The organism is Vibrio alginolyticus NBRC 15630 = ATCC 17749 (assembly GCF_000354175.2).
GTDB classification, from domain to species: Bacteria; Pseudomonadota; Gammaproteobacteria; order Enterobacterales; family Vibrionaceae; genus Vibrio; species Vibrio alginolyticus.
Map to the genome: position 1 here is coordinate 3,097,317 of NC_022349.1, position 18,778 is coordinate 3,116,094.

General features: G+C 45.3%; 17 protein-coding genes. 5 read left to right on the forward strand and 12 right to left on the reverse strand.

What is annotated here, in order from left to right:
- Nucleotides 1–227: 227 nt before the first annotated feature.
- From gmhB to treC, 4 genes are all read left to right on the forward strand, one after another.
- Nucleotides 228–779 (forward strand): D-glycero-beta-D-manno-heptose 1,7-bisphosphate 7-phosphatase, encoded by a 552-nt coding sequence (gmhB, locus tag N646_RS14225; RefSeq protein WP_005381961.1) that lies wholly within the window; start codon nt 228–230, stop codon nt 777–779.
- Nucleotides 780–853: 74 nt separating this feature from the next.
- Nucleotides 854–1,801: a trehalose operon repressor TreR gene (treR, locus tag N646_RS14230; protein WP_017821756.1), complete on the forward strand. Its 948-nt coding sequence runs from the start codon at nt 854–856 to the stop codon at nt 1,799–1,801.
- Nucleotides 1,802–1,977: 176 nt separating this feature from the next.
- On the forward strand, nt 1,978–3,402 hold the full coding sequence (treB, locus tag N646_RS14235) for a PTS trehalose transporter subunit IIBC (protein ID WP_005383602.1): 1,425 nt from the start codon (nt 1,978–1,980) through the stop codon (nt 3,400–3,402).
- 87 nt (nt 3,403–3,489) lie between these two features.
- On the forward strand, nt 3,490–5,175 hold the full coding sequence (gene treC, locus N646_RS14240) for an alpha,alpha-phosphotrehalase (protein ID WP_017821757.1): 1,686 nt from the start codon (nt 3,490–3,492) through the stop codon (nt 5,173–5,175).
- A gap of 104 nt (nt 5,176–5,279) precedes the next feature.
- Here the strand turns inward: treC and N646_RS14245 are convergent, their stop codons facing one another.
- From N646_RS14245 to N646_RS14255, 3 genes are all read right to left on the reverse strand, one after another.
- Nucleotides 5,280–6,179 (reverse strand): hypothetical protein, encoded by a 900-nt coding sequence (locus tag N646_RS14245; protein WP_017821758.1) that lies wholly within the window; start codon nt 6,177–6,179, stop codon nt 5,280–5,282.
- A 131-nt stretch (nt 6,180–6,310) separates the two neighbouring features.
- Complete coding sequence (locus N646_RS14250; RefSeq protein ID WP_017821759.1) at nt 6,311–7,831, reverse strand: winged helix-turn-helix domain-containing protein; 1,521 nt, start codon at nt 7,829–7,831, stop codon at nt 6,311–6,313.
- Between the two features lie 90 nt (nt 7,832–7,921).
- Nucleotides 7,922–8,524 (reverse strand): YitT family protein, encoded by a 603-nt coding sequence (locus N646_RS14255; RefSeq protein ID WP_017821760.1) that lies wholly within the window; start codon nt 8,522–8,524, stop codon nt 7,922–7,924.
- A 347-nt stretch (nt 8,525–8,871) separates the two neighbouring features.
- On the opposite strand from N646_RS14255, the gene glyA reads away from it, so the two are divergent.
- Nucleotides 8,872–10,122, forward strand: coding sequence for a serine hydroxymethyltransferase (glyA, locus tag N646_RS14260; protein ID WP_005381985.1), 1,251 nt, complete (start codon nt 8,872–8,874; stop codon nt 10,120–10,122).
- A 461-nt stretch (nt 10,123–10,583) separates the two neighbouring features.
- Here glyA and lipA read toward each other — a convergent pair whose 3' ends face one another.
- From lipA to rsfS, 9 genes are all read right to left on the reverse strand, one after another.
- Entirely contained in the window at nt 10,584–11,549 is a 966-nt protein-coding gene (gene lipA, locus N646_RS14265) for a lipoyl synthase (protein ID WP_005391329.1), read from the reverse strand.
- Nucleotides 11,546–12,208, reverse strand: a complete 663-nt coding sequence (lipB, locus tag N646_RS14270) for a lipoyl(octanoyl) transferase LipB (RefSeq protein ID WP_005384137.1) — start codon at nt 12,206–12,208, stop codon at nt 11,546–11,548. The genes lipA and lipB overlap by 4 nt, the downstream gene beginning before the upstream one ends.
- Before the next feature lie 176 nt (nt 12,209–12,384).
- Entirely contained in the window at nt 12,385–12,663 is a 279-nt protein-coding gene (gene ybeD / locus N646_RS14275; protein WP_005384135.1) for a DUF493 family protein YbeD, read from the reverse strand.
- A gap of 139 nt (nt 12,664–12,802) precedes the next feature.
- Nucleotides 12,803–13,981, reverse strand: coding sequence for a serine hydrolase (locus N646_RS14280; RefSeq protein WP_005384132.1), 1,179 nt, complete (start codon nt 13,979–13,981; stop codon nt 12,803–12,805).
- 91 nt (nt 13,982–14,072) lie between these two features.
- Nucleotides 14,073–14,876 carry a septal ring lytic transglycosylase RlpA family protein gene (locus N646_RS14285; RefSeq protein ID WP_017635670.1) on the reverse strand — a complete coding sequence of 268 codons (804 nt, stop codon included), beginning with the start codon at nt 14,874–14,876 and terminating at the stop codon, nt 14,073–14,075.
- A 2-nt stretch (nt 14,877–14,878) separates the two neighbouring features.
- Nucleotides 14,879–16,000: a rod shape-determining protein RodA gene (gene rodA, locus N646_RS14290; RefSeq protein ID WP_005373004.1), complete on the reverse strand. Its 1,122-nt coding sequence runs from the start codon at nt 15,998–16,000 to the stop codon at nt 14,879–14,881.
- Entirely contained in the window at nt 16,000–17,916 is a 1,917-nt protein-coding gene (mrdA, locus tag N646_RS14295; RefSeq protein ID WP_017821761.1) for a penicillin-binding protein 2, read from the reverse strand. Before mrdA ends, rodA begins: the two co-directional genes overlap by 1 nt.
- Before the next feature lie 29 nt (nt 17,917–17,945).
- A complete protein-coding gene (gene rlmH, locus N646_RS14300) occupies nt 17,946–18,416 on the reverse strand; it encodes a 23S rRNA (pseudouridine(1915)-N(3))-methyltransferase RlmH (RefSeq protein ID WP_017821762.1) in 471 nt (156 codons plus the stop codon).
- 4 nt (nt 18,417–18,420) lie between these two features.
- Nucleotides 18,421–18,738 carry a ribosome silencing factor gene (gene rsfS / locus N646_RS14305; protein WP_005373015.1) on the reverse strand — a complete coding sequence of 106 codons (318 nt, stop codon included), beginning with the start codon at nt 18,736–18,738 and terminating at the stop codon, nt 18,421–18,423.
- Nucleotides 18,739–18,778: the final 40 nt, after the last annotated feature.

Below are 18,778 nucleotides of genomic sequence, written 5' to 3' on the forward strand. Positions count from 1 at the left end.
AGTCAATAGATATTTTTACGTCTAGACGTCTAAATGTATGGATGTTCTGTTTTGAAACGAAGATGTATAGATAACAAGCAGGAGGTAGACGGCGGGGCACCCTCAGATTTACCGATTCTTGCCCAACAAATCAACCGTTTTGTCGAGGCCTAGAATGAATTAGATAGTGTTGAAGTTTATAAGGTATGTAATAATCTGATTAAACCGAGTTAATAGAGAAATACGTTTTGGCAAAACCTGCTGTTTTTATCGATCGTGATGGCGTGATAAACGTTGACCACGGCTACGTTCATGACGAACATGATTTTGAGTACATTGATGGTGTATTTGAAGCGACGAAAGCGCTAAAAGATAAAGGCTACCTTCTAGTGTTAGTGACGAATCAATCGGGCATCGCACGCGGTAAATTCAGTGAAGACCGTTTCTTGTCTCTGACTCAATGGATGGATTGGAACTTTGCTGATAATGGTGTTGAGTTCGATGGTATCTATTACTGTCCACATCATCCAGAACATGGCATTGGCGAGTACAAGCAAGATTGTGAGTGCCGTAAGCCAAAACCAGGCATGTTCATTTCTGCGCGTGACTTCTTGAAGATCGACATGGAGAAATCTGTGATGATCGGCGATAAAGCTGAAGACATGATGGCAGCAGAAGCGGCAGGCGTTGGCACTAAGATTTTGGTTCGCACTGGTAAGCCAGTAACGGAACAGGGCGAAGCCATTGCAACGGTAGTATTAGATAGCATTGCAGATGTGCCTGCGTACTTAAACAAGTAATCTTCATTACTGACTGAGATAAGGGAAGCCACTGCTTCCCTTTTGTTTGATTCCTTCTTTTAATCTGAACACTTATGAGCAAAAAACTCACCATTCTTGATATCGCAAAATTGGCAGGCGTGGGCAAATCAACAGTAAGCCGTGTGCTTACTAACGATCCAAAAGTGAAACCGCAAACGCGTGAGAAGGTAGAGCAAATCATTCGTGAATCAGGCTACGTCCCATCAAAGTCGGCGCAGTCGATGCGTGGTGGCAGTCAAAAGGTTATTGGGGTTATCATCTCCCGTTTAGATTCACCATCAGAAAATCGCGCCGTTGGTACCATGCTCAATGCTTTGTATTCCGCTGGTTATGATGCGGTGATCATGGAGAGCCAATTCGATCGCGATAAAACCAATGAACATTTGGATGTGCTTAAACGTCGCAACGTCGATGGGGTGATCGTGTTTGGCTTTACTGGATGTGATGAGCGAGCATTGGCGGAGTGGGGGAATCGTATCGTCGTGATCGCGATGGACACGCAAATGGTTTCTTCGATCAACTACGACAACCAAGGTGTGATAGACATGGCTTTGTCTCATCTTGAGCAGCAATCTTTATCTCACATTGCTTATATTGGTGTTGATCCTGAAGACAAAACCACTGGCTTAGCTCGTCTAAATGCTTATAAAGCTTGGTGTCAACGCAAGCAAATTGCACCTTGTTTCCAAACGGGTAAGTTGAGCCATGAAAGTGCTTATCAGTTGGTAGACAAAGTCCTTCAATCTGATACTCAGGCCATCGTGTGCGCCAGTGACACTATCGCGTTGGGCGTGATTAAGCGTCTTCAAGAGTTAGGCCGTGAAGACGTGGTTGTGACAGGTGTTGGTGGTAATGAATTGCTCTCTTTCCTTTTCCCTAAAGTATTTAGTGTCGATCCAGGTTATACCCTTGCAGGTGAGAAGTCCGCTAACATGCTGATCAATCAATTAAATGGCGATGAGGAAGTGGTTCACTTTACTCAACAGCCTATCGTTTGTTAATCCACACTAAAACGATCTGCTCTAAAATTATACTGTGATCATTCTCAATTAATGGGACTGTTCCCATTTTGTTTTTTGTCTTCGAATGGCAATATTAAAATTAAGAAATGGGAATGTTCCCATTTATAAAAACAAAATGATGAATCGAATGTATCCAATACAGGGTGGACAAAGTTATGAGTAAGATTGCGCGTAAAGACGTGGAGCGTCTTATTGAGCTGGTCGGGGGGCCGGACAATATTGCCAGTGTAAGTCACTGTTTAACTCGCTTGCGTTTTGTTCTAAATGATACGGACAAAGCAGATACGAAACAGTTAGAAACATTACCGATGGTGAAGGGCTGTTTTACCAACGCAGGCCAGTTCCAAGTGGTTATCGGTACTGAAGTGGATGAAGTTTACAAGGTACTGATCGGACTGACGGGTAAAAGTGAAGCCAGCAAAGACGAAGCGAAGAACGCTGCTCGTCAAAACATGAATATCGTTGAGCGTGGTATTTCCCACCTTGCAGAAATCTTTGTACCACTGCTACCTGCGATCATTACCGGTGGTCTGATCCTTGGCTTCCGTAACGTGATTGGCGACATCAAGATGTTTGATGGTCAAACGCTAACGGAAATCAGCCAGTTTTGGGCAACGGTACACTCTTTCCTATGGCTAATTGGTGAAGCAATCTTCTTCTTCCTACCAGTTGGCGTGTGTTGGTCGACAGTGAAAAAACTCGGCGGTACTCCGATTTTGGGTATCACATTGGGTGTCACGCTGGTTTCGCCGCAGTTAATGAACGCTTACCTAATTGGTAAGCAAGTACCTGAAGTTTGGGACTTTGGCTTATTCGCCATCGAGAAAGTGGGCTATCAGGCGCAAGTGATTCCAGCAATGCTTGCTGGTATGGCTCTGGCGTTTATTGAAACCAACTTAAAACGCATCATTCCGTCTTACCTTTACCTAGTGGTCGTGCCGTTTGTCTCAATCATTGTGTCTGTGATTCTTGCGCACTCTATCATTGGTCCATTCGGTCGTATGTTGGGTGACGGCGTTGCTTTCGCAGCAAAAGCAGCCATGACGGGTGACTTCGCAATGATTGGCTCAACCATCTTCGGCTTCCTATACGCGCCATTGGTCATTACTGGTATTCACCACACCACCAACGCGGTAGACCTTCAACTGATGCAAGAGCTAGGCGGCACGCCAATTTGGCCTCTGATTGCGCTTTCAAATATTGCTCAAGCGTCTGCGGTCGTCGGCATCATTATCATCAGTAAAAAACACGGCGAGCGTGATATCTCAGTGCCTGCAGCTATCTCTGCTTACCTTGGTGTGACTGAGCCGGCGATGTACGGCATCAACTTGAAATACAAGTTCCCAATGCTGAGCGCAATGATCGGTAGTGCGTGTGCTGCTGCTATTTGTGGTAGTGCGGGCGTAATGGCGAACGGTATCGGAGTGGGCGGTTTGCCTGGCATCTTATCTATCCAACCGCAGTTCTGGGGCATTTTTGCTTTGGCTATGTTAGTCGCAATGCTGGTACCTGCCGCATTAACGTTAATTCTTTATAAGCGTGCACAAGCCAAAGGTGAGCTTGAGCCTGCAAACGCGTAATTCTATTTGAGGCAGTGACTTGGCTGCCTCCGCCTATTTTTCTTTTCAAATTTTAAGTTTCCGATTACTGGTAAGTGAGTGTTAGAAATGGCTATGACCAAGCATGATGAGAGCTGGTGGAAAACCGCAACCATCTATCAAATTTACCCAAAAAGCTTTTGTGACAGTGGCAGTAAAGGCACGGGCGACATCAAAGGGATCATTTCTAAGCTGGATTATCTTAAGCATCTTGGTGTGGATGCGATTTGGCTGACGCCGGTTTACCAATCACCAATGATCGACAACGGTTATGACATATCCGATTACTACTCGATCAACCCTGAGTTCGGCACTATGGAAGATTTCGATACTTTGCTAGCAGAAGCGCATCAGTTGGGCATTCGTATTATCATGGACATTGTAGTGAACCACACGTCGACAGAACACAAGTGGTTCCAATCCGCACTGGGTGATAAAAACAGCCCATACCGTGATTACTACATTTGGAAAGATCCGGTAGATGGTGTAGAACCAAACAACTGGCAATCTAAGTTTGGTGGTAACGCTTGGGCGCTGGATGAAAAAACAGGCCAGTACTATTTGCACCTTTTTGCTAAAGAGCAAGCGGACTTAAACTGGGAAAACCCAGTAGTGCGTGAAGAAGTGAAAGAAGTCATCAGCTTCTGGGCAGAAAAAGGAGTGGATGGTTTCCGTCTCGACGTTATCAACCTGATTTCCAAGCAGCAAGATTTTCCAAGTGACGATATTGGTGATGGTCGTCGTTTCTACACGGATGGTCCACGTGTGCACGAATACCTTCAAGAGATTAGCGAATCTGTGTTTCAAAAATACGGCAGCGTGACGGTGGGTGAAATGTCTTCCACCACACTAGAGCACTGCCAGCAATATTCTTCGCTAGACGGCAAAGAGCTATCCATGGTGTTCAACTTCCATCATCTGAAAGTCGATTATCCAAATGGTGAAAAATGGACCAAAGCGCCGTTTGATTTCATTCAGTTAAAACAGATCTTCAATCATTGGCAAACGGGCTTAAATGGCAAAGGGTGGGGGGCGCTGTTCTGGTGTAACCACGACCAGCCACGCGTTGTGAGCCGATTAGGTAACGACGAGCAATACCGTGTTGAATCTGCCAAGATGCTTGCGGCATCAGTGCACATGATGCAAGGCACACCTTATGTTTACCAGGGGGAAGAGATCGGCATGACCAACCCAGGTTACACCGAGATCAGCCAGTACCGTGACGTAGAAAGCACCAACATGTATGACATTATGGTCAACCGTGATGGTGTATCACACGAGGAGATGATGGCGATTTTGGCGCAGAAGTCGCGTGATAACTCACGTACACCAATGCAATGGAACTGCCAAAAGCACGCTGGTTTTACCGAAGGCACACCGTGGCTTGAAGTGGCGCAGAATTACTCTGAAATCAACGCAGAAGCAGCGGTTGCTGATTTGAACTCGGTGTTCTACTTCTACAAACGTTTGATTGAGCTACGTAAACAGGTTCCGGTGATCACCGATGGCCGTTATGAAGATTTACTGCCAGAGCATCAACGCATTTTTGCTTACGCTCGCCAGAACGACAAACAAACGCTGCTGTGTATCAATAACTACTACGCTGAAGAGGTGGAATGCGTTCTGCCAGAACGTTTTGAACTGAGTAAAGCGAAAAACTTGCTATCCAACTATCAAAACTCAGCGAGCGCAGTCGCGTCAAACCATCAAGTGTTACGACCTTACGAAACTCGTATTTTATTGATAGAAGAATAAACTCGGGTGTCATCACCCCTAGGATTGATGTTCGAGATGAAGGCTTTGGTGTGCTCCCCAAAGCCTTCTTTTATTGAGATGCCGTATCTCTAAAAGATGCGAGCTTATTTTGTTTCAATCGCTGTTAGCTGCACTTTCTCTTCGTTGATTTGTACTTGTTGTACTTTTAGTAGTTCGATTTGCTCAATCAGACCTAAGCTCGGATTAAACCAACGTTCTGCCGAAGTGGCGAACTCCATTGAGTCCATATCATCACAGTTTAGGTTGTAGATGTTCTCTTCCATCAGGTATGCCGCTTCAATTTTCTTGCCTGAGATCGAGAACGCTTTACGCATACCAGTCTCTCGGATTTGCTGTTGCCAAACCACTTGGCAAGATGCTGTCATAGGAAGGTTTTGTACCCACTCATGATCTTCAAAACGGTCTAGAAGGTTGTGAACTGCGTAGCCTGTAAGAGTGGTTTGCAGAGACATAGTTTCTTCACCGATGTCAATATTCGGGCTTTTCTCTTTTACGTCGTCACCGTTTAGGCGGAAAATCGGACCGCTGTGCATAAGCATGGCAATAAACTGATGACCAATGAAATAAGCGTCAGTGATTTCATGGAGTGCACCATCTGATCCTGCAAAGTAAAGCGTATTGCTCTCTTCGTCGTCGTTGTACTGCTCGTCTGAATAGTAGAACTGTTCGGCGCCGTAGTTCACCAAGTCATTAACCAACTGGACCATTGCCTCGCTGTTTGGGATTTGTGCCAATGCTGCCAATATTTGCTCGCTATCCATCGCTTGGAAGCTCAGTTTCATGTCGCCCTCTGGTTGGCCATCCAAGCTAAACGAATAGCTCAATTGTGTGTTTGGTACAGGAGCGAAGATTGAGTTGTGAATCGAGACGTCGAAACTTTCTTGAGGCATTTTGTTTGGATTCGCACTGCCAGAAGACGAACCTCCGCCACAGCCGTAAAGAGCCAGAGTTGCTGCTGCGATAAGCGTCATTTTGTTTAGCATGGTTTACATTCCTGATTGATAAGGCCGTTTCATGTTGGGCCGTTGCTTGAATGCGAGCATGCTAAGTTCAGTGAGAGAAAAAGGGCAAAAAACAAAAGCTAACAGGGGTTAATGAAAGCTTAATTTTATATTTAGGTCTTTGTTTTGTTTGGGGTTATTTCGTTGGCTACGTTAGTGCAATACTCGTTAATGAGCGCTTTCCATCGGCTTATGATTTCTTGATCGGTCACACTAACATGCAACGTTTTCCACGGTTGGAGGCAAGTCTCTTTTGATTCAGATTGAGAAAGACGCTCAAACAAGGTTTCGGAAGGTAAAACGCGCAGCAGCGCCACCAGTGATTCCATGTAGTTGAGACGGAACTGTTCAAGTTTGTTCTGCTTATAAGCAATGTGAGACACAAAGGTATAAATCAGTGCGTTTTGGATACGTGAGTCGCCATCTGGTGTCGTTAACAGAGCTTTTGCCCTGTCTAAGTTACCTAATTTGAAATGCAATAGACCTAACCAGAGGCTCAGCTCATCTGGCAAAACATCAAACGACGATTGTACTTGAGTTAAATACGCTTCCAGCTTTTGATGTTCGTGCTCGTATAAGGCGAGATGTCTTGCCGTTGTTATAGCCGCAAACTCATCAGATTGTCGGAGAGGTTGGCTAGAAAAGGCATTCTCGAATAACATTTTTTTGTGAATATCCGAAAGCTGCCACGTACTTGCCGAAGGTGCAGGCAGATTGAAGTATTGCGCGACATCCGAGTGCATTTGGAAAATATCCGATTGTAAGTCAGATAAACGCAGTGTGTACTCATTGCGAAACGCTAGCTTGCCCGTCGCAGGATAAATAAGGTTCATCTGCGCTTTCAAGATGCCCTGTTTTGTGCCGTCTTTTAACTCGATATTGAGCTCGTAGTCGCTGGTCTGCATGTTTCGTGCGCCAGGGAAATATGGCGCATGACCGATAGGATCAAGAAAGTAACTGGGAGCATCTTGGTTGGCGATGTCGGTGTATGGATATTCGACCTGTTGTTGCAGCAAGATGGCTTTGACCAGTATGCGGTATTTTCGCGCCTGAGAGCCGATTGAATCGACACGGTTGAGTAGTAGCTCGACTTTGGGAATCAGTAGTTGATGACGTGTTTGTTGTGTTGAGATTTCTTGGCGTTGCCATAACAAGCTTGCGAGCGTCACGCTACAAACTGCAAGTATGGCACACAAGCTATAAGCAAAAATCAGCTTGAAGTTCTTATTCCTCGCAACCTGAGTTGGGATAACGCGTCGATGGCTTTTCGCTGGTGGCACCAAACGAATATTGGCAGGGTTAAGAAAGTAGCCTTTGCGGGGGTAAGTGACTAAAAGCTTAGCGGCATCGTATTCGGGTAAGTACTGCTGTAGCAGGGCACGTAAGGTGCTAATGCGGTTCGTGAGCACATTCTTAGAGATGAACTTGCTCTGCCAAATGGTTTCAATAATGGTGTCAGCAGAGAGTGGGTGGCCAACGCTTGTTAACAGCAGTTCTAATAATTCAATGGTGCGAGGTTCAAGATCAATCGCGATAACATCTTGATGAAGGGTCTGTGTCTTCGGGTTATAGATCAGCTCTCCAATCGCAATATAACTGTGAGTCTGTTTAGCTTGTTGCAGAAAGTCGCGCATACCGTACCGATCTATTTGGAAATCGCGAAGTATTATATAGCGATTGGAGCGCGAAATCTTATAAATCGCGCTTCAATCATTATCAAAAATTTATGAACCGTAGGTCACGGAATAGCGGTGCGGTTTGTGGTTCATCGCTAACACGAGATTGAGTGCAAACGCCCCCAAAATTGAAAGGCCAATCACTTCTGGTGTGACAAAGAAGAATGAAGCAAATAGGATACATGCATCGATTGCCATTTGGCTTTTGCCAACTGAAATGCCAAATTTGTCTTGGATAAACAAACACAGCACGTTAAAGCCACCCAAGCTGGAGCGATGTCGGAATAGGATCAGCATACCGAGCCCCATTAAAAGCCCGCCTGCGATGGCGCAATAAACTTCATTTACCGATTCGAGCGAGATTAGCAAATAAAGATGATCGGCAAAGATAGAAACCAACGCGCCAGAAATGGCACTATTAATGGCGAAATGACGGCCGAAGCGTTTCCATGCTAGTAAGTAAAAAGGACTGTTTGCTAAAAAGTACAGCACACCAAAGGTAAAAGGTGTAAATTGGCTAATAAGCAGAGCCAATCCAGTCGTGCCTCCCGTTAGAAGGCTCGCGGATTGGAGAAAGAAAACGCCTTGAGCTACTAAAAAGGTACCCGTGAGAATCGCTATCCAGTCTTCTTTTAATGAGTGTTTTTCCATCAATATTGCAGTCATTAGTGATAAATAAGGCGTGCATAGTAGTAAAAAGATGATCTTTTCGGTAGCTAGAGGGTAAAATTTACGGTAAACCTATGTAATTGCTGTTTTACAGGGTGTAAAGCACAAATTTGACAGGCAATAGATTGTCGTTATGCGATTGCAATGCTGGCATGATAAACATTGCTTGTCATCATGAAAAAACTGCATGAGAAAAATTGTAAATTTCTCTTTATGACCTAAATCAAATTATGTAGAATGCGCGCCATTAGGGTGACGAAAACGTTTGCGTCGGGTCATTCAACAGTTTTTTTGCAACTTTCAGTACTAATCTGAGTCAGGAGATACAGATGCTTAAGCGTGATATGAACATCGCAGATTACGATGCGGAACTGTTCGCAGCTATCCAGGAAGAAACTCTTCGCCAGGAAGAACACATTGAACTTATCGCTTCTGAAAACTACACAAGCCCACGTGTAATGGAAGCGCAAGGTTCTCAGCTAACGAACAAATACGCTGAAGGCTACCCAGGTAAGCGTTACTACGGCGGTTGTGAGTACGTAGATAAAGCTGAAGCACTAGCAATTGAGCGTGCATGCCAACTATTTGGTTGTGAGTACGCTAACGTACAGCCTCACTCAGGTTCTCAAGCAAACAGCGCAGTTTACATGGCGCTTCTTAACCCTGGCGATACAGTTTTAGGCATGAGCCTAGCACACGGTGGTCACCTAACTCACGGTTCACCAGTAAACTTCTCGGGTAAGCACTACAACGTTATCCCTTACGGTATCGATGAAGCTGGTCAAATCAACTACGACGAGATGGAACAGCTAGCACTTGAACACAAACCTAAGATGATCATCGGTGGTTTCTCTGCTTACTCGCAAATCGTTGATTGGAAACGCATGCGTGAAATCGCTGACAAAGCAGGTGCTTACTTATTTGTTGATATGGCGCACGTAGCTGGTCTTATCGCCGCCGGTGAATACCCAACACCAGTACCGCATGCTCACGTGGTCACAACAACGACGCACAAAACACTAGCAGGTCCTCGCGGTGGTCTTATCTTGTCAAATGCTGGCGAAGATATGTACAAGAAATTGAACTCAGCAGTGTTCCCTGGTGGTCAAGGTGGCCCTCTAATGCACGTTATCGCTGGTAAAGCAGTAGCGTTCAAAGAAGCGATGGAGCCAGAGTTCAAAGCTTATCAAGCTCGCGTAGTGAAAAACGCAAAAGCAATGGTTGGTCAGTTCCAAGAGCGTGGCTACAAAATCGTATCTAACGGTACAGAAAACCACTTGTTCCTTGTTGACCTAATCGACAAAGATATCACTGGTAAAGACGCAGACGCGGCACTAGGTGCAGCAAACATCACTGTAAACAAGAACTCAGTACCAAATGACCCACGCAGCCCATTCGTAACGTCTGGTATCCGTGTAGGTACGCCAGCGATCACTCGCCGTGGCTTCACTGAAGAAGATGCAAAAGAGCTAGCAAACTGGATGTGTGACGTTCTAGATAACATCGGCAACGAAGAAGTTATCGAAGCGACTAAACAGAAAGTGCTCGAAATTTGTAAGCGTCTACCGGTTTACGCCTAACTATTCTTCATAGAATGAGTCAATTCCGGTGTCGAACATACTCACTTGCTCGTGCAAACTCCGTGTGTTCTCCTAGAACTCGACTCATCTATTTTGAACATTGATATACTAAAGGTCCTCAATTGAGGGCCTTTTTGTTTGTCTGGCGTTTGGAATGAGATATAGCGAAGAGTGTGTGATAAGGAGATGGCTACCAACACTGTCCCTTTCAATATATCCAAACCGCGTCATTCCGACGAGCCTAGGCGAGAGCAGGAATCTTGTTGAGGCACACTCTTTTACTCAGCGTTTCCCAAAAAATCATCAGTACGTTGGAAACTGATTCTCAATCACGCTCGTTCCTCGCTGTTCAGAATGACGGAGGTAGAATGGCTTTTTATCATCATTTGACAGATACAAAAAAGGTTGGCACTGAGCCAACCTTTTCTCTTCAAAACAAGCTTTTCAAAACAAGCGAGAGCTTATTTAATCTCGATACCTTGAGCTTGCATATCGGCATGGTAAGAAGAGCGCACAAATGGACCACACGCTGCATGCGTGAAGCCAAGTTCTAGTGCAACTTCTTTTAGCTCGTCAAACTCAGATGGTGGAACGTAACGTTCTACTGGCAAGTGGTGACGGCTTGGCGCTAAATACTGGCCTAGAGTCAGCATCGTTACGCCGTGTGCGCGTAGATCTTTCAGTACTTCGATGATTTCTTCTTTGGTTTCACCAAGACCCATCATCAAACCAGACTTGGTCGGTACATCGGGATGCTGCTCTTTGAACTTCTTAAGAAGCTCAAGTGACCATTTATAGTTCGCACCTGGGCGAGCTTTACGGTAAAGACGTGGCGCTGTTTCTAAGTTGTGGTTGAAGACATCTGGCGGATTGTCTTTCATTAGATCAAGCGCTACATCCATGCGACCACGGAAGTCAGGAACCAGTGTTTCAATCTTAATATGCGGGTTTAACGCACGGATCTCGCGGTTACAATCGGCAAAGTGTTGTGCACCGCCGTCACGCAGATCGTCACGGTCAACAGAAGTGATTACTACGTATTTCAGCTTCATATCGGCAATGGTTTTCGCCAGTTTTTGAGGCTCTTCTGCTTCCGGTGGTAATGGGCGGCCATGAGCAACGTCACAGAAAGGACAACGACGAGTACAAATAGCACCTAAGATCATGAAGGTTGCTGTACCGTGGTTAAAACATTCCGCTAGGTTCGGGCAAGATGCTTCTTCACATACGGAGTGAAGTTTATTCTTACGCATCGCCGCTTTGATGTCTTGAATTCGTTGGCTGTCGGCTGGTAGCTTGATCTTCATCCAATCAGGCTTACGTAGCACTTCTTTCTGCTCTGTAGGCATGTTCTTTACGGGAATCAATGCCATTTTATCGGCGTCACGATATTTAACGCCTTTTTCCATCTGGATTGGTTTGCTCATGCTTTATTACCTTGAGAAGGTGCTTCTGTGCTGAATTCTACTTGCTCATAATCGAGCAAAGTAACGAGTTCTTCTATTAATTGTTTTTCTACGGCTTCTACATTGTCTGGGCCGCCAAATTGGCTGACCTGAACCATTTCCATACCTTCATAACCACAAGGGTTAATACGCAGAAACGGTGTTAAATCCATATTTACGTTCAAGGCTAAACCATGAAACGAGCATCCTTTACGAATGCGTAAACCGAGAGAGCATATTTTCTTACCGGCAACGTAGACACCTGGTGCGTCAGGTCGTGCGGCTGAGTCAATATTGTATGCTTTTAGCGTGTTGATCACGAGGTTCTCGATTGTGGTAACGAGATCTCGTACACCTAATTTTTTACGGCGTAGGTTGATCAAGAAGTAGGCGACCAACTGACCAGGGCCATGATACGTAACCTGGCCTCCGCGATCACTTTGTACAACAGGAATATCGCCAGTGTTAATCAAGTGCTCAGCTTTACCTGCCTGTCCTTGCGTAAATACTGGGTTATGTTCTACCAACCAGACTTCATCACGGGTTTCTTCTGTGCGTTGGTCGGTGAACTCATGCATCGCCTTCCATACAGGCTCATAGTCTTGGCGGCCAAGTCGTTTTACAACAAGTTGGTGTTGCATGGGAATTCCTGTTGCTAATATATAAAGTTTTTGGATTATAAACCGGATAACCCTGATGCTCTACCGCTGCGTAACGGATTTTTAACTGAAAGTGATGTAAAGCCTCGTTATCTCTTTGATAAATAAAAAGAAAGCAGCCAAGGCTGCTTTCAAAAAAAATTTAATATATCAAAAAATTATAGAACCATGCGTACGATGTCAATTTCACCTAACTCTTTGTACAGTGTCTCAACCTGCTCGATAGAGGTTGCAGTAATGTTGATTGACACAGAGTGGTAGTTGCCCTTAGCACTTGGTTTAACGGTCGGGCTGTAGTCACCTGGAGCATGGCGCTGAATAACTTCAAGAACAAGCTCTGGAAGTTCAGGCTTTGCATGACCCATTACCTTGTAAGTAAATGAACAAGGGAACTCAAGCAGGTCTTTTAATTTTGCATCAGAGTTGATGGTTAGCATATCGATAACTCCAGTAGATATTCGTTGCGGTGCGAAATAGTACAGTCAAATTAGGGGGAACTCAAGACGAGGAGCTCAAACTTAAAAAGCCGCCCATTCAGGCGGCTTTGCGAATAAGTTTGCTACTCTAATGTTCTTTTTAGAAGAAGCTCTTGAATAACAATACGATGTAATCCCACATGCGGCTAAATAGACTACCTTGCTCTACGGTTTCTAGTGCCATTAGTGGGTATTCGGCAATATCTTCACCATCGATCTGATAGTATAGCTTACCAACTACATCACCTTTATTAATTGGGGCTTCTAGCTCTTTTTCAAGGACGAAGCTTGCTTTTAGGTTTTTCGCTTCACCACGCGGTAGTGTTACGTAAGTATCTTGGTCAAGACCCAGTGCTACGGTGTCTTTGTTACCCATCCACACTTTTTCTTCTACGAACGTTTCACCTGCTTTGTGCGGTGCCACTGTTTCGAAGAAACGGAAGCCGTAGCTTAGCAGCTTTTTACTTTCTGACTTACGAGCATTGGCATCTTTAGTACCCATAACGACCGCAACCAAGCGCATTTGACCTTCAGTTGCTGAACTTACTAGGCTGTAACCCGCATTACTTGTGTGACCCGTTTTGATACCGTCAACGTTCATGCTCTTATCCCAAAGTAGACCGTTACGGTTGTATTGGGTGATGCCGTTGTAAGTAAATTTCTTCTCTGAGTACACTCGGTACTCATTTGGTACGTCACGGATAAGTGCTTTACCCAGCAGAGCCATGTCGTATGGTGTTGAGTACAACTCTGCGTTATCTAAGCCATGAACGTTGGCAAAGTGCGAGTTAGTCATACCCAATGTGTTGGCCCAAGCGTTCATTAGGTCAACAAACGCATCTTCTGAACCTGCAATATGTTCTGCCATCGCAACACAGGCATCGTTACCTGACTGGACGATGATACCTCGGTTCAGGTCACGTACTTTAACTGTTGTGCCTACTTCAATGAACATCTTTGATGAATCAGGGAAGTTTTTCGCCCACGCATTTTTACTGATGGTGACATCATCATCTTCTGAGATATTACCACGCGCTAGCTCTTGGCCGATTACATAGCTGGTCATCATCTTAGTCAGACTAGCTGGAGACAATTTTGTGTTCATCTCTTTCTCTGCCAGTACTTTACCTGAATGGTAATCCATCAGCACGTAGCCCTTCGCCGCGATTTGAGGGGCATCTGGAACAACGATAGGTGATGCAAGAGCAGATTGAGCGAAAGTTGCAGAAAGGGCAACCGAAGAAACGAGAATAGATTTCACAAACTTATTTTTATTCATGGTAATTCAAATTTTTGGGTTAACTGCAGACATCTTATCAGAATCCCTAGTTATGTAAGAGGGGGATCAAAGAGAAATTCATGACACGAGGTCATTTGGCAGTGTTGTGTTTTTTAATAAATGCAGACGAATAGCCGAGCAACTTTACTTTATCTAATGTGGCTTGCGTCAGGGAATAGTCAGTAAATGGCCCTAACAACAAGCGATAAGACTCTTTCGCACTCTCTAGGAAAGTTTCTGTATCCAATTTTTGACCAAGCTCGGTACCTAAAGTTCGCGCGCGTTCTTCATTTTTTGATGATGCCACTTGAATAACGTACCTAGGGTGCGCTTCTAATGACTTTTTGTCCGTGGGCTGATTGATACTGATCACTTCAATTTCCACGTTCGCGGTGCCTGTTTTTATGACATCTAACTTGTGCGCGGCGGCATAGCTTAAATCAATGATACGGCCATCGTGAAAAGGACCTCGGTCATTAACTCGTACTATGGTGGTTTTGCCGTTGTCAGTATTGGTAACTTTTACGTAACTTGGTAACGGTAGCGTTTTATGCGCTGCCGTCATTGAGTACATGTCATAGATTTCGCCATTAGAAGTCAAATGACCTTGGAATTTTTTCCCATACCAAGATGCGCGGCCTTTTTCTTTAAAGCCTTTCGCATTGCGAACTATTTTGTAGTCTTTGCCTCGCAAGTGGTAATCTTTGTTCCCACCTAGGCTGTACGGTTCATATTTAGGATGCGCATCCTCGATGTGTTCGACTGAAAGCGGTGTATCCGGTGCAACATCGGATTCGAGTTCGTAACGGCCTTCTTGTTCTTTTTGGCTAGTTGATGAACAACCTGCCAAAATAAGAGCAGAGAAAACCAAGGAATATAAAGCGCGTTTTTGCATGTCTAGGTCGCCTTAGAGAATGCTTTTCGGTGCGTATGAATCGACATCAGAATACCAAAACCAGCCATCAAGGTTACCATTGATGTGCCGCCATAACTGATGAGTGGCAACGGTACACCTACTACAGGTAGGATGCCACTTACCATGCCAATATTTACAAAAATATACACGAAGAAGCTGAGTACAATACTGCCTGCCATCATTCGTCCAAATGCGGTTTGCGCTTGGCTGGCGAGATATAAACCTCGTCCAATAATAAATAGATAGATGGCTAAAAGGCAAAGGAAGCCAATCATACCCCATTCTTCAGCAATTACTGCAAAGATAAAGTCAGTGTGTCGTTCTGGAAGAAATTCTAGTTGTGACTGCGTACCTTGCAACCAACCTTTGCCGGAAATACCACCGGAGCCAATCGCAATTTTACTCTGAATAATGTGGTAGCCCGCTCCTAGCGGATCAGATTCCGGGTTAAATAGAGTACGAACTCGCACTTTTTGATACTCTCGCATCAAGAAAAACCACAGAATTGGAATGAAACCACCTAATGCAATCGCAGCACCAGCGATGATTTTCCAGCTAATGCCGGCGAGGAAGATAACAAAAATACCGGAAGCGGCGATCAGGATCGAGGTACCTAAGTCAGGCTGCTTTGCAATGAGAATGGTTGGTAAGCAGACCATAATCAGTGCAACAATGAGTGTTTTTAGCGTTGGTGGAAGGGGCTGTCTACCGACATAGCGAGCCACCATTAATGGCACTGCGAGCTTCAATAGCTCTGACGGTTGAAAGCGCACAAAACCGAGGTTAAGCCAACGCTGCGCGCCTTTCGATGCTTCACCGAAAAACAGCACGCCGAAAAGCAGTATAACGCCACCAACGAACATCAAAGGTGCCAAGCTTTCGTAAGTTCGTGGAGAAAGCTGTGCAAGGACGAGCATCACAACGAGTGAAAGCACCATTCGCATGGCTTGGCGATCCATCATCAGTAAACTTTGGCCACTGGCGCTGTACATGATCACCAGGCCAAACCCCATCAGGGCCAGTATGCCAAGTAGGAGTGGTAAGTCGATATGGAAGCGTTCAAACAGGGCGCGATTTTTACCTGTAGAGGGATCCATCTTCATTACTGTTTTACCTTTTTCTTCGCATTGTTTTCAGGCTCAATTTCTTCTGGACCAAGAACGACTCGGTCAAAAATTTTCCTTACTACTGGGGCACCGTTACTAGAACCACCACCGGCATTTTCTAGTACTACAGTGACGACCACTTTAGGATCATCAAATGGTGCAAAGCCAGTAAATAACGCATGGTCACGTAAGTGCTCGGCGATCTCATCGGCGTTGTACTCTTCGTTTTCACCCAGACCGAAGACCTGTGCAGTACCTGATTTACCCGCTGTTTCATAATTCATTTTGTAGAATGAGCGGCGAGCTGTTCCGCGCGTGCCATGGTTTACCCGACGCATGCCTTCTTTCGCCATATCCCAGTACTTTTTAGGCACATTCTTGATTGGTGGGTAAGTCACGTATTCTGTCGTTTGCTGCTCTTCGAAGTCGTTACCATTTTCTATCGTCGCTTTGAGCAAGTGAGGTGCGATCACTTCTCCCTCGTTTACTAATACGGAGGTTGCTTTGGCGATTTGCATTGGTGTTGCTGTCCAATATCCTTGGCCGATACCCACAGGGATCGTATCACCTTTATACCATGGGGTTTTATGGCGAGACATTTTCCAGTCACGAGTCGGCATATTCGCCTTACTTTCTTCGTAGATATCAATGCCAGTGTAATCACCAAAACCGAACATCATCATCCAATTCGAAATACGGTCAATACCCATGTCATAAGCGATTTGATAGTAGAAGGTATCAACAGACTCTTCGATCGACTTAATGATATCGACGCGCCCGTGCCCCCAACGCAACCAGTCACGAAACGGGCGTGTGTTGGAGTTTGGTATGCGCCAATAACCAGGGTCATTTCGTGTGGTGTTAGGTGTGACGACACCTTCTTGCAGCGCGGCTACCGCCATAAATGGTTTGATGGTAGAGGCCGGAGGGTAAATGCCAAGTGTAGTGCGGTTGACCAAAGGACGGTTTTTATCGTTCAAAAGGGCACGATAGTCTTTACCTGAGATTCCGTGCACGAACGAGTTAGGATCGTAGCTAGGACTTGAAACCATAGCCAGTACACCGTTGTCTCTAGGATCGATCACTACAGCACTGCCTCTGCGGCCATCCAATAATTGGTGTACGTACAGCTGCAAGTTGATATCAAGGTTTAAAACGATGTCTTTTCCGGGTACAGGTGGAACGTACTTTAACGTACGAATTACTCGGCCGCGGCTGTTTACCTCGACTTCTTGATATCCGGCTGTACCGTGTAAGAGGTCTTCGTAGTATTTTTCAATACCCAGCTTACCAATGTCGCGAGTGGCTTGATAGTTTGCGTCTTTTTCTTCTCGGATCAGGCGCTGCATGTCGCGATCATTGATTCGAGAAACGTAACCAATCACGTGGGTTAAGACTTCGCTGAAAGGGTAGTAGCGCTTTAAGGTCGCACTTATTTCCACACCCGGAAAGCGGTACTGATTGACGGAGAATACCGCTACTTGTTTTTCGTTCAGTTGGGTAAGCAGTGGGACCGATTTAAATCGACGAGTCCGTTTACGCTCGTGGTGGAAACGTTCAATCTGGTCTGGTGTAATTTCCAGAATAGTTTGTAATTCTTGGATGGTTGCATCAATGTCTTTAATTTTTTCTGGGGTCAGTTCTAAGTTAAAGACGGGACGGTTCTCTGCCAGTAAAACGCCATTTCGGTCATAAATTAGACCTCGGTTAGGCGCGATAGGCACCACTTTGATGCGGTTATCGTTCGAGCGGGTTTGATAGTCTTGAAACTGGTTCACCTGAATGTTGTACATGTTGGCAACCAGAGCTCCCATCAAGACAACAATGCCGATAAAAGCAACAATAGCGCGGCTGGCAAACAGACGCGCTTCGGCTTGATAATCTCGGATTTGACTGCGGCGTTTACGAATCATTAACGCTTGGCTCTAAAGTTAAACAACGATTATTCGCGATGATAAGGGTGGTTAGCGGTGATGCTCCACGCTCGGTATAAGCTTTCTGCCATTACGATACGCACTAGAGGGTGGGGTAGCGTTAAGGCAGATAATGACCAGCTTTGGTCTGCTGCAGCTTTGCATGCAGGAGCGAGTCCTTCAGGACCGCCGATTAATATTGATACATCACGGCCATCTAATTTCCAAGCTTCTAACTGCTCAGCGAGTTGAGGAGTGTCCCATTTTTTACCTGGGATATCTAACGTGACGATACGGTTGCCTTTTGGTACCGCCGCGAGCATCGCTTCTCCTTCTTTTTGCAGGATGCGAGCGATATCGGCATTCTTACCACGCTTGCCAGCAGAGATTTCAATCAACTCCAACGGCATATCATGCGGGAAACGGCGACGATATTCTTGAAAGCCTTCCTCAACCCATTTTGGCATTTTTGTGCCAACAGCAATTAGTTGAATTTTCAAAAGATTAACCCCAGAGTTTTTCTAGCTGGTAGAGTTCGCGGTGCTCTTCTTGCATCACGTGAAGCATGGCGTCGCCCATATCTAGGACTACCCATTCACCTTCGTTTTCACCTTCCATTCCTAGTGGCTCAAGACCGGCTTTTTTCACTTCTGTTGCAACATGGTCAGCGATGGATGAAACGTGGCGTTTGGATGTACCAGTACAGATGATCATGTAATCTGTCACGCTTGATTTATCTTCCACATTTAGGACGATAATGTCTTCCGCTTTCATGTCGTCGGCTTTATCAGCTAAAAAGTCTTTCAGTTCTTCGCGAAGCACTCGGTTTTCCTCGGTTTGTCTCTTATCTCTACAGTGTTTT

Coding starts and splice junctions, on each gene's coding strand:
- treC (WP_017821757.1), top strand. CDS start 3,490: ATGGCTATGACCAAGCATGATGAGAGCTGGTGGAAAACCGCAACCATC.
- lipB (WP_005384137.1), bottom strand. CDS start 12,208: ATGCAACACCAACTTGTTGTAAAACGACTTGGCCGCCAAGACTATGAG.
- ybeD (WP_005384135.1), bottom strand. CDS start 12,663: ATGCTAACCATCAACTCTGATGCAAAATTAAAAGACCTGCTTGAGTTC.
- treR (WP_017821756.1), top strand. CDS start 854: ATGAGCAAAAAACTCACCATTCTTGATATCGCAAAATTGGCAGGCGTG.
- rodA (WP_005373004.1), bottom strand. CDS start 16,000: ATGAAGATGGATCCCTCTACAGGTAAAAATCGCGCCCTGTTTGAACGC.
- treB (WP_005383602.1), top strand. CDS start 1,978: ATGAGTAAGATTGCGCGTAAAGACGTGGAGCGTCTTATTGAGCTGGTC.
- N646_RS14280 (WP_005384132.1), bottom strand. CDS start 13,981: ATGAATAAAAATAAGTTTGTGAAATCTATTCTCGTTTCTTCGGTTGCC.
- N646_RS14285 (WP_017635670.1), bottom strand. CDS start 14,876: ATGCAAAAACGCGCTTTATATTCCTTGGTTTTCTCTGCTCTTATTTTG.
- glyA (WP_005381985.1), top strand. CDS start 8,872: ATGCTTAAGCGTGATATGAACATCGCAGATTACGATGCGGAACTGTTC.
- N646_RS14245 (WP_017821758.1), bottom strand. CDS start 6,179: ATGCTAAACAAAATGACGCTTATCGCAGCAGCAACTCTGGCTCTTTAC.
- lipA (WP_005391329.1), bottom strand. CDS start 11,549: ATGAGCAAACCAATCCAGATGGAAAAAGGCGTTAAATATCGTGACGCC.
- N646_RS14250 (WP_017821759.1), bottom strand. CDS start 7,831: ATGCGCGACTTTCTGCAACAAGCTAAACAGACTCACAGTTATATTGCG.
- N646_RS14255 (WP_017821760.1), bottom strand. CDS start 8,524: ATGGAAAAACACTCATTAAAAGAAGACTGGATAGCGATTCTCACGGGT.
- mrdA (WP_017821761.1), bottom strand. CDS start 17,916: ATGATTCGTAAACGCCGCAGTCAAATCCGAGATTATCAAGCCGAAGCG.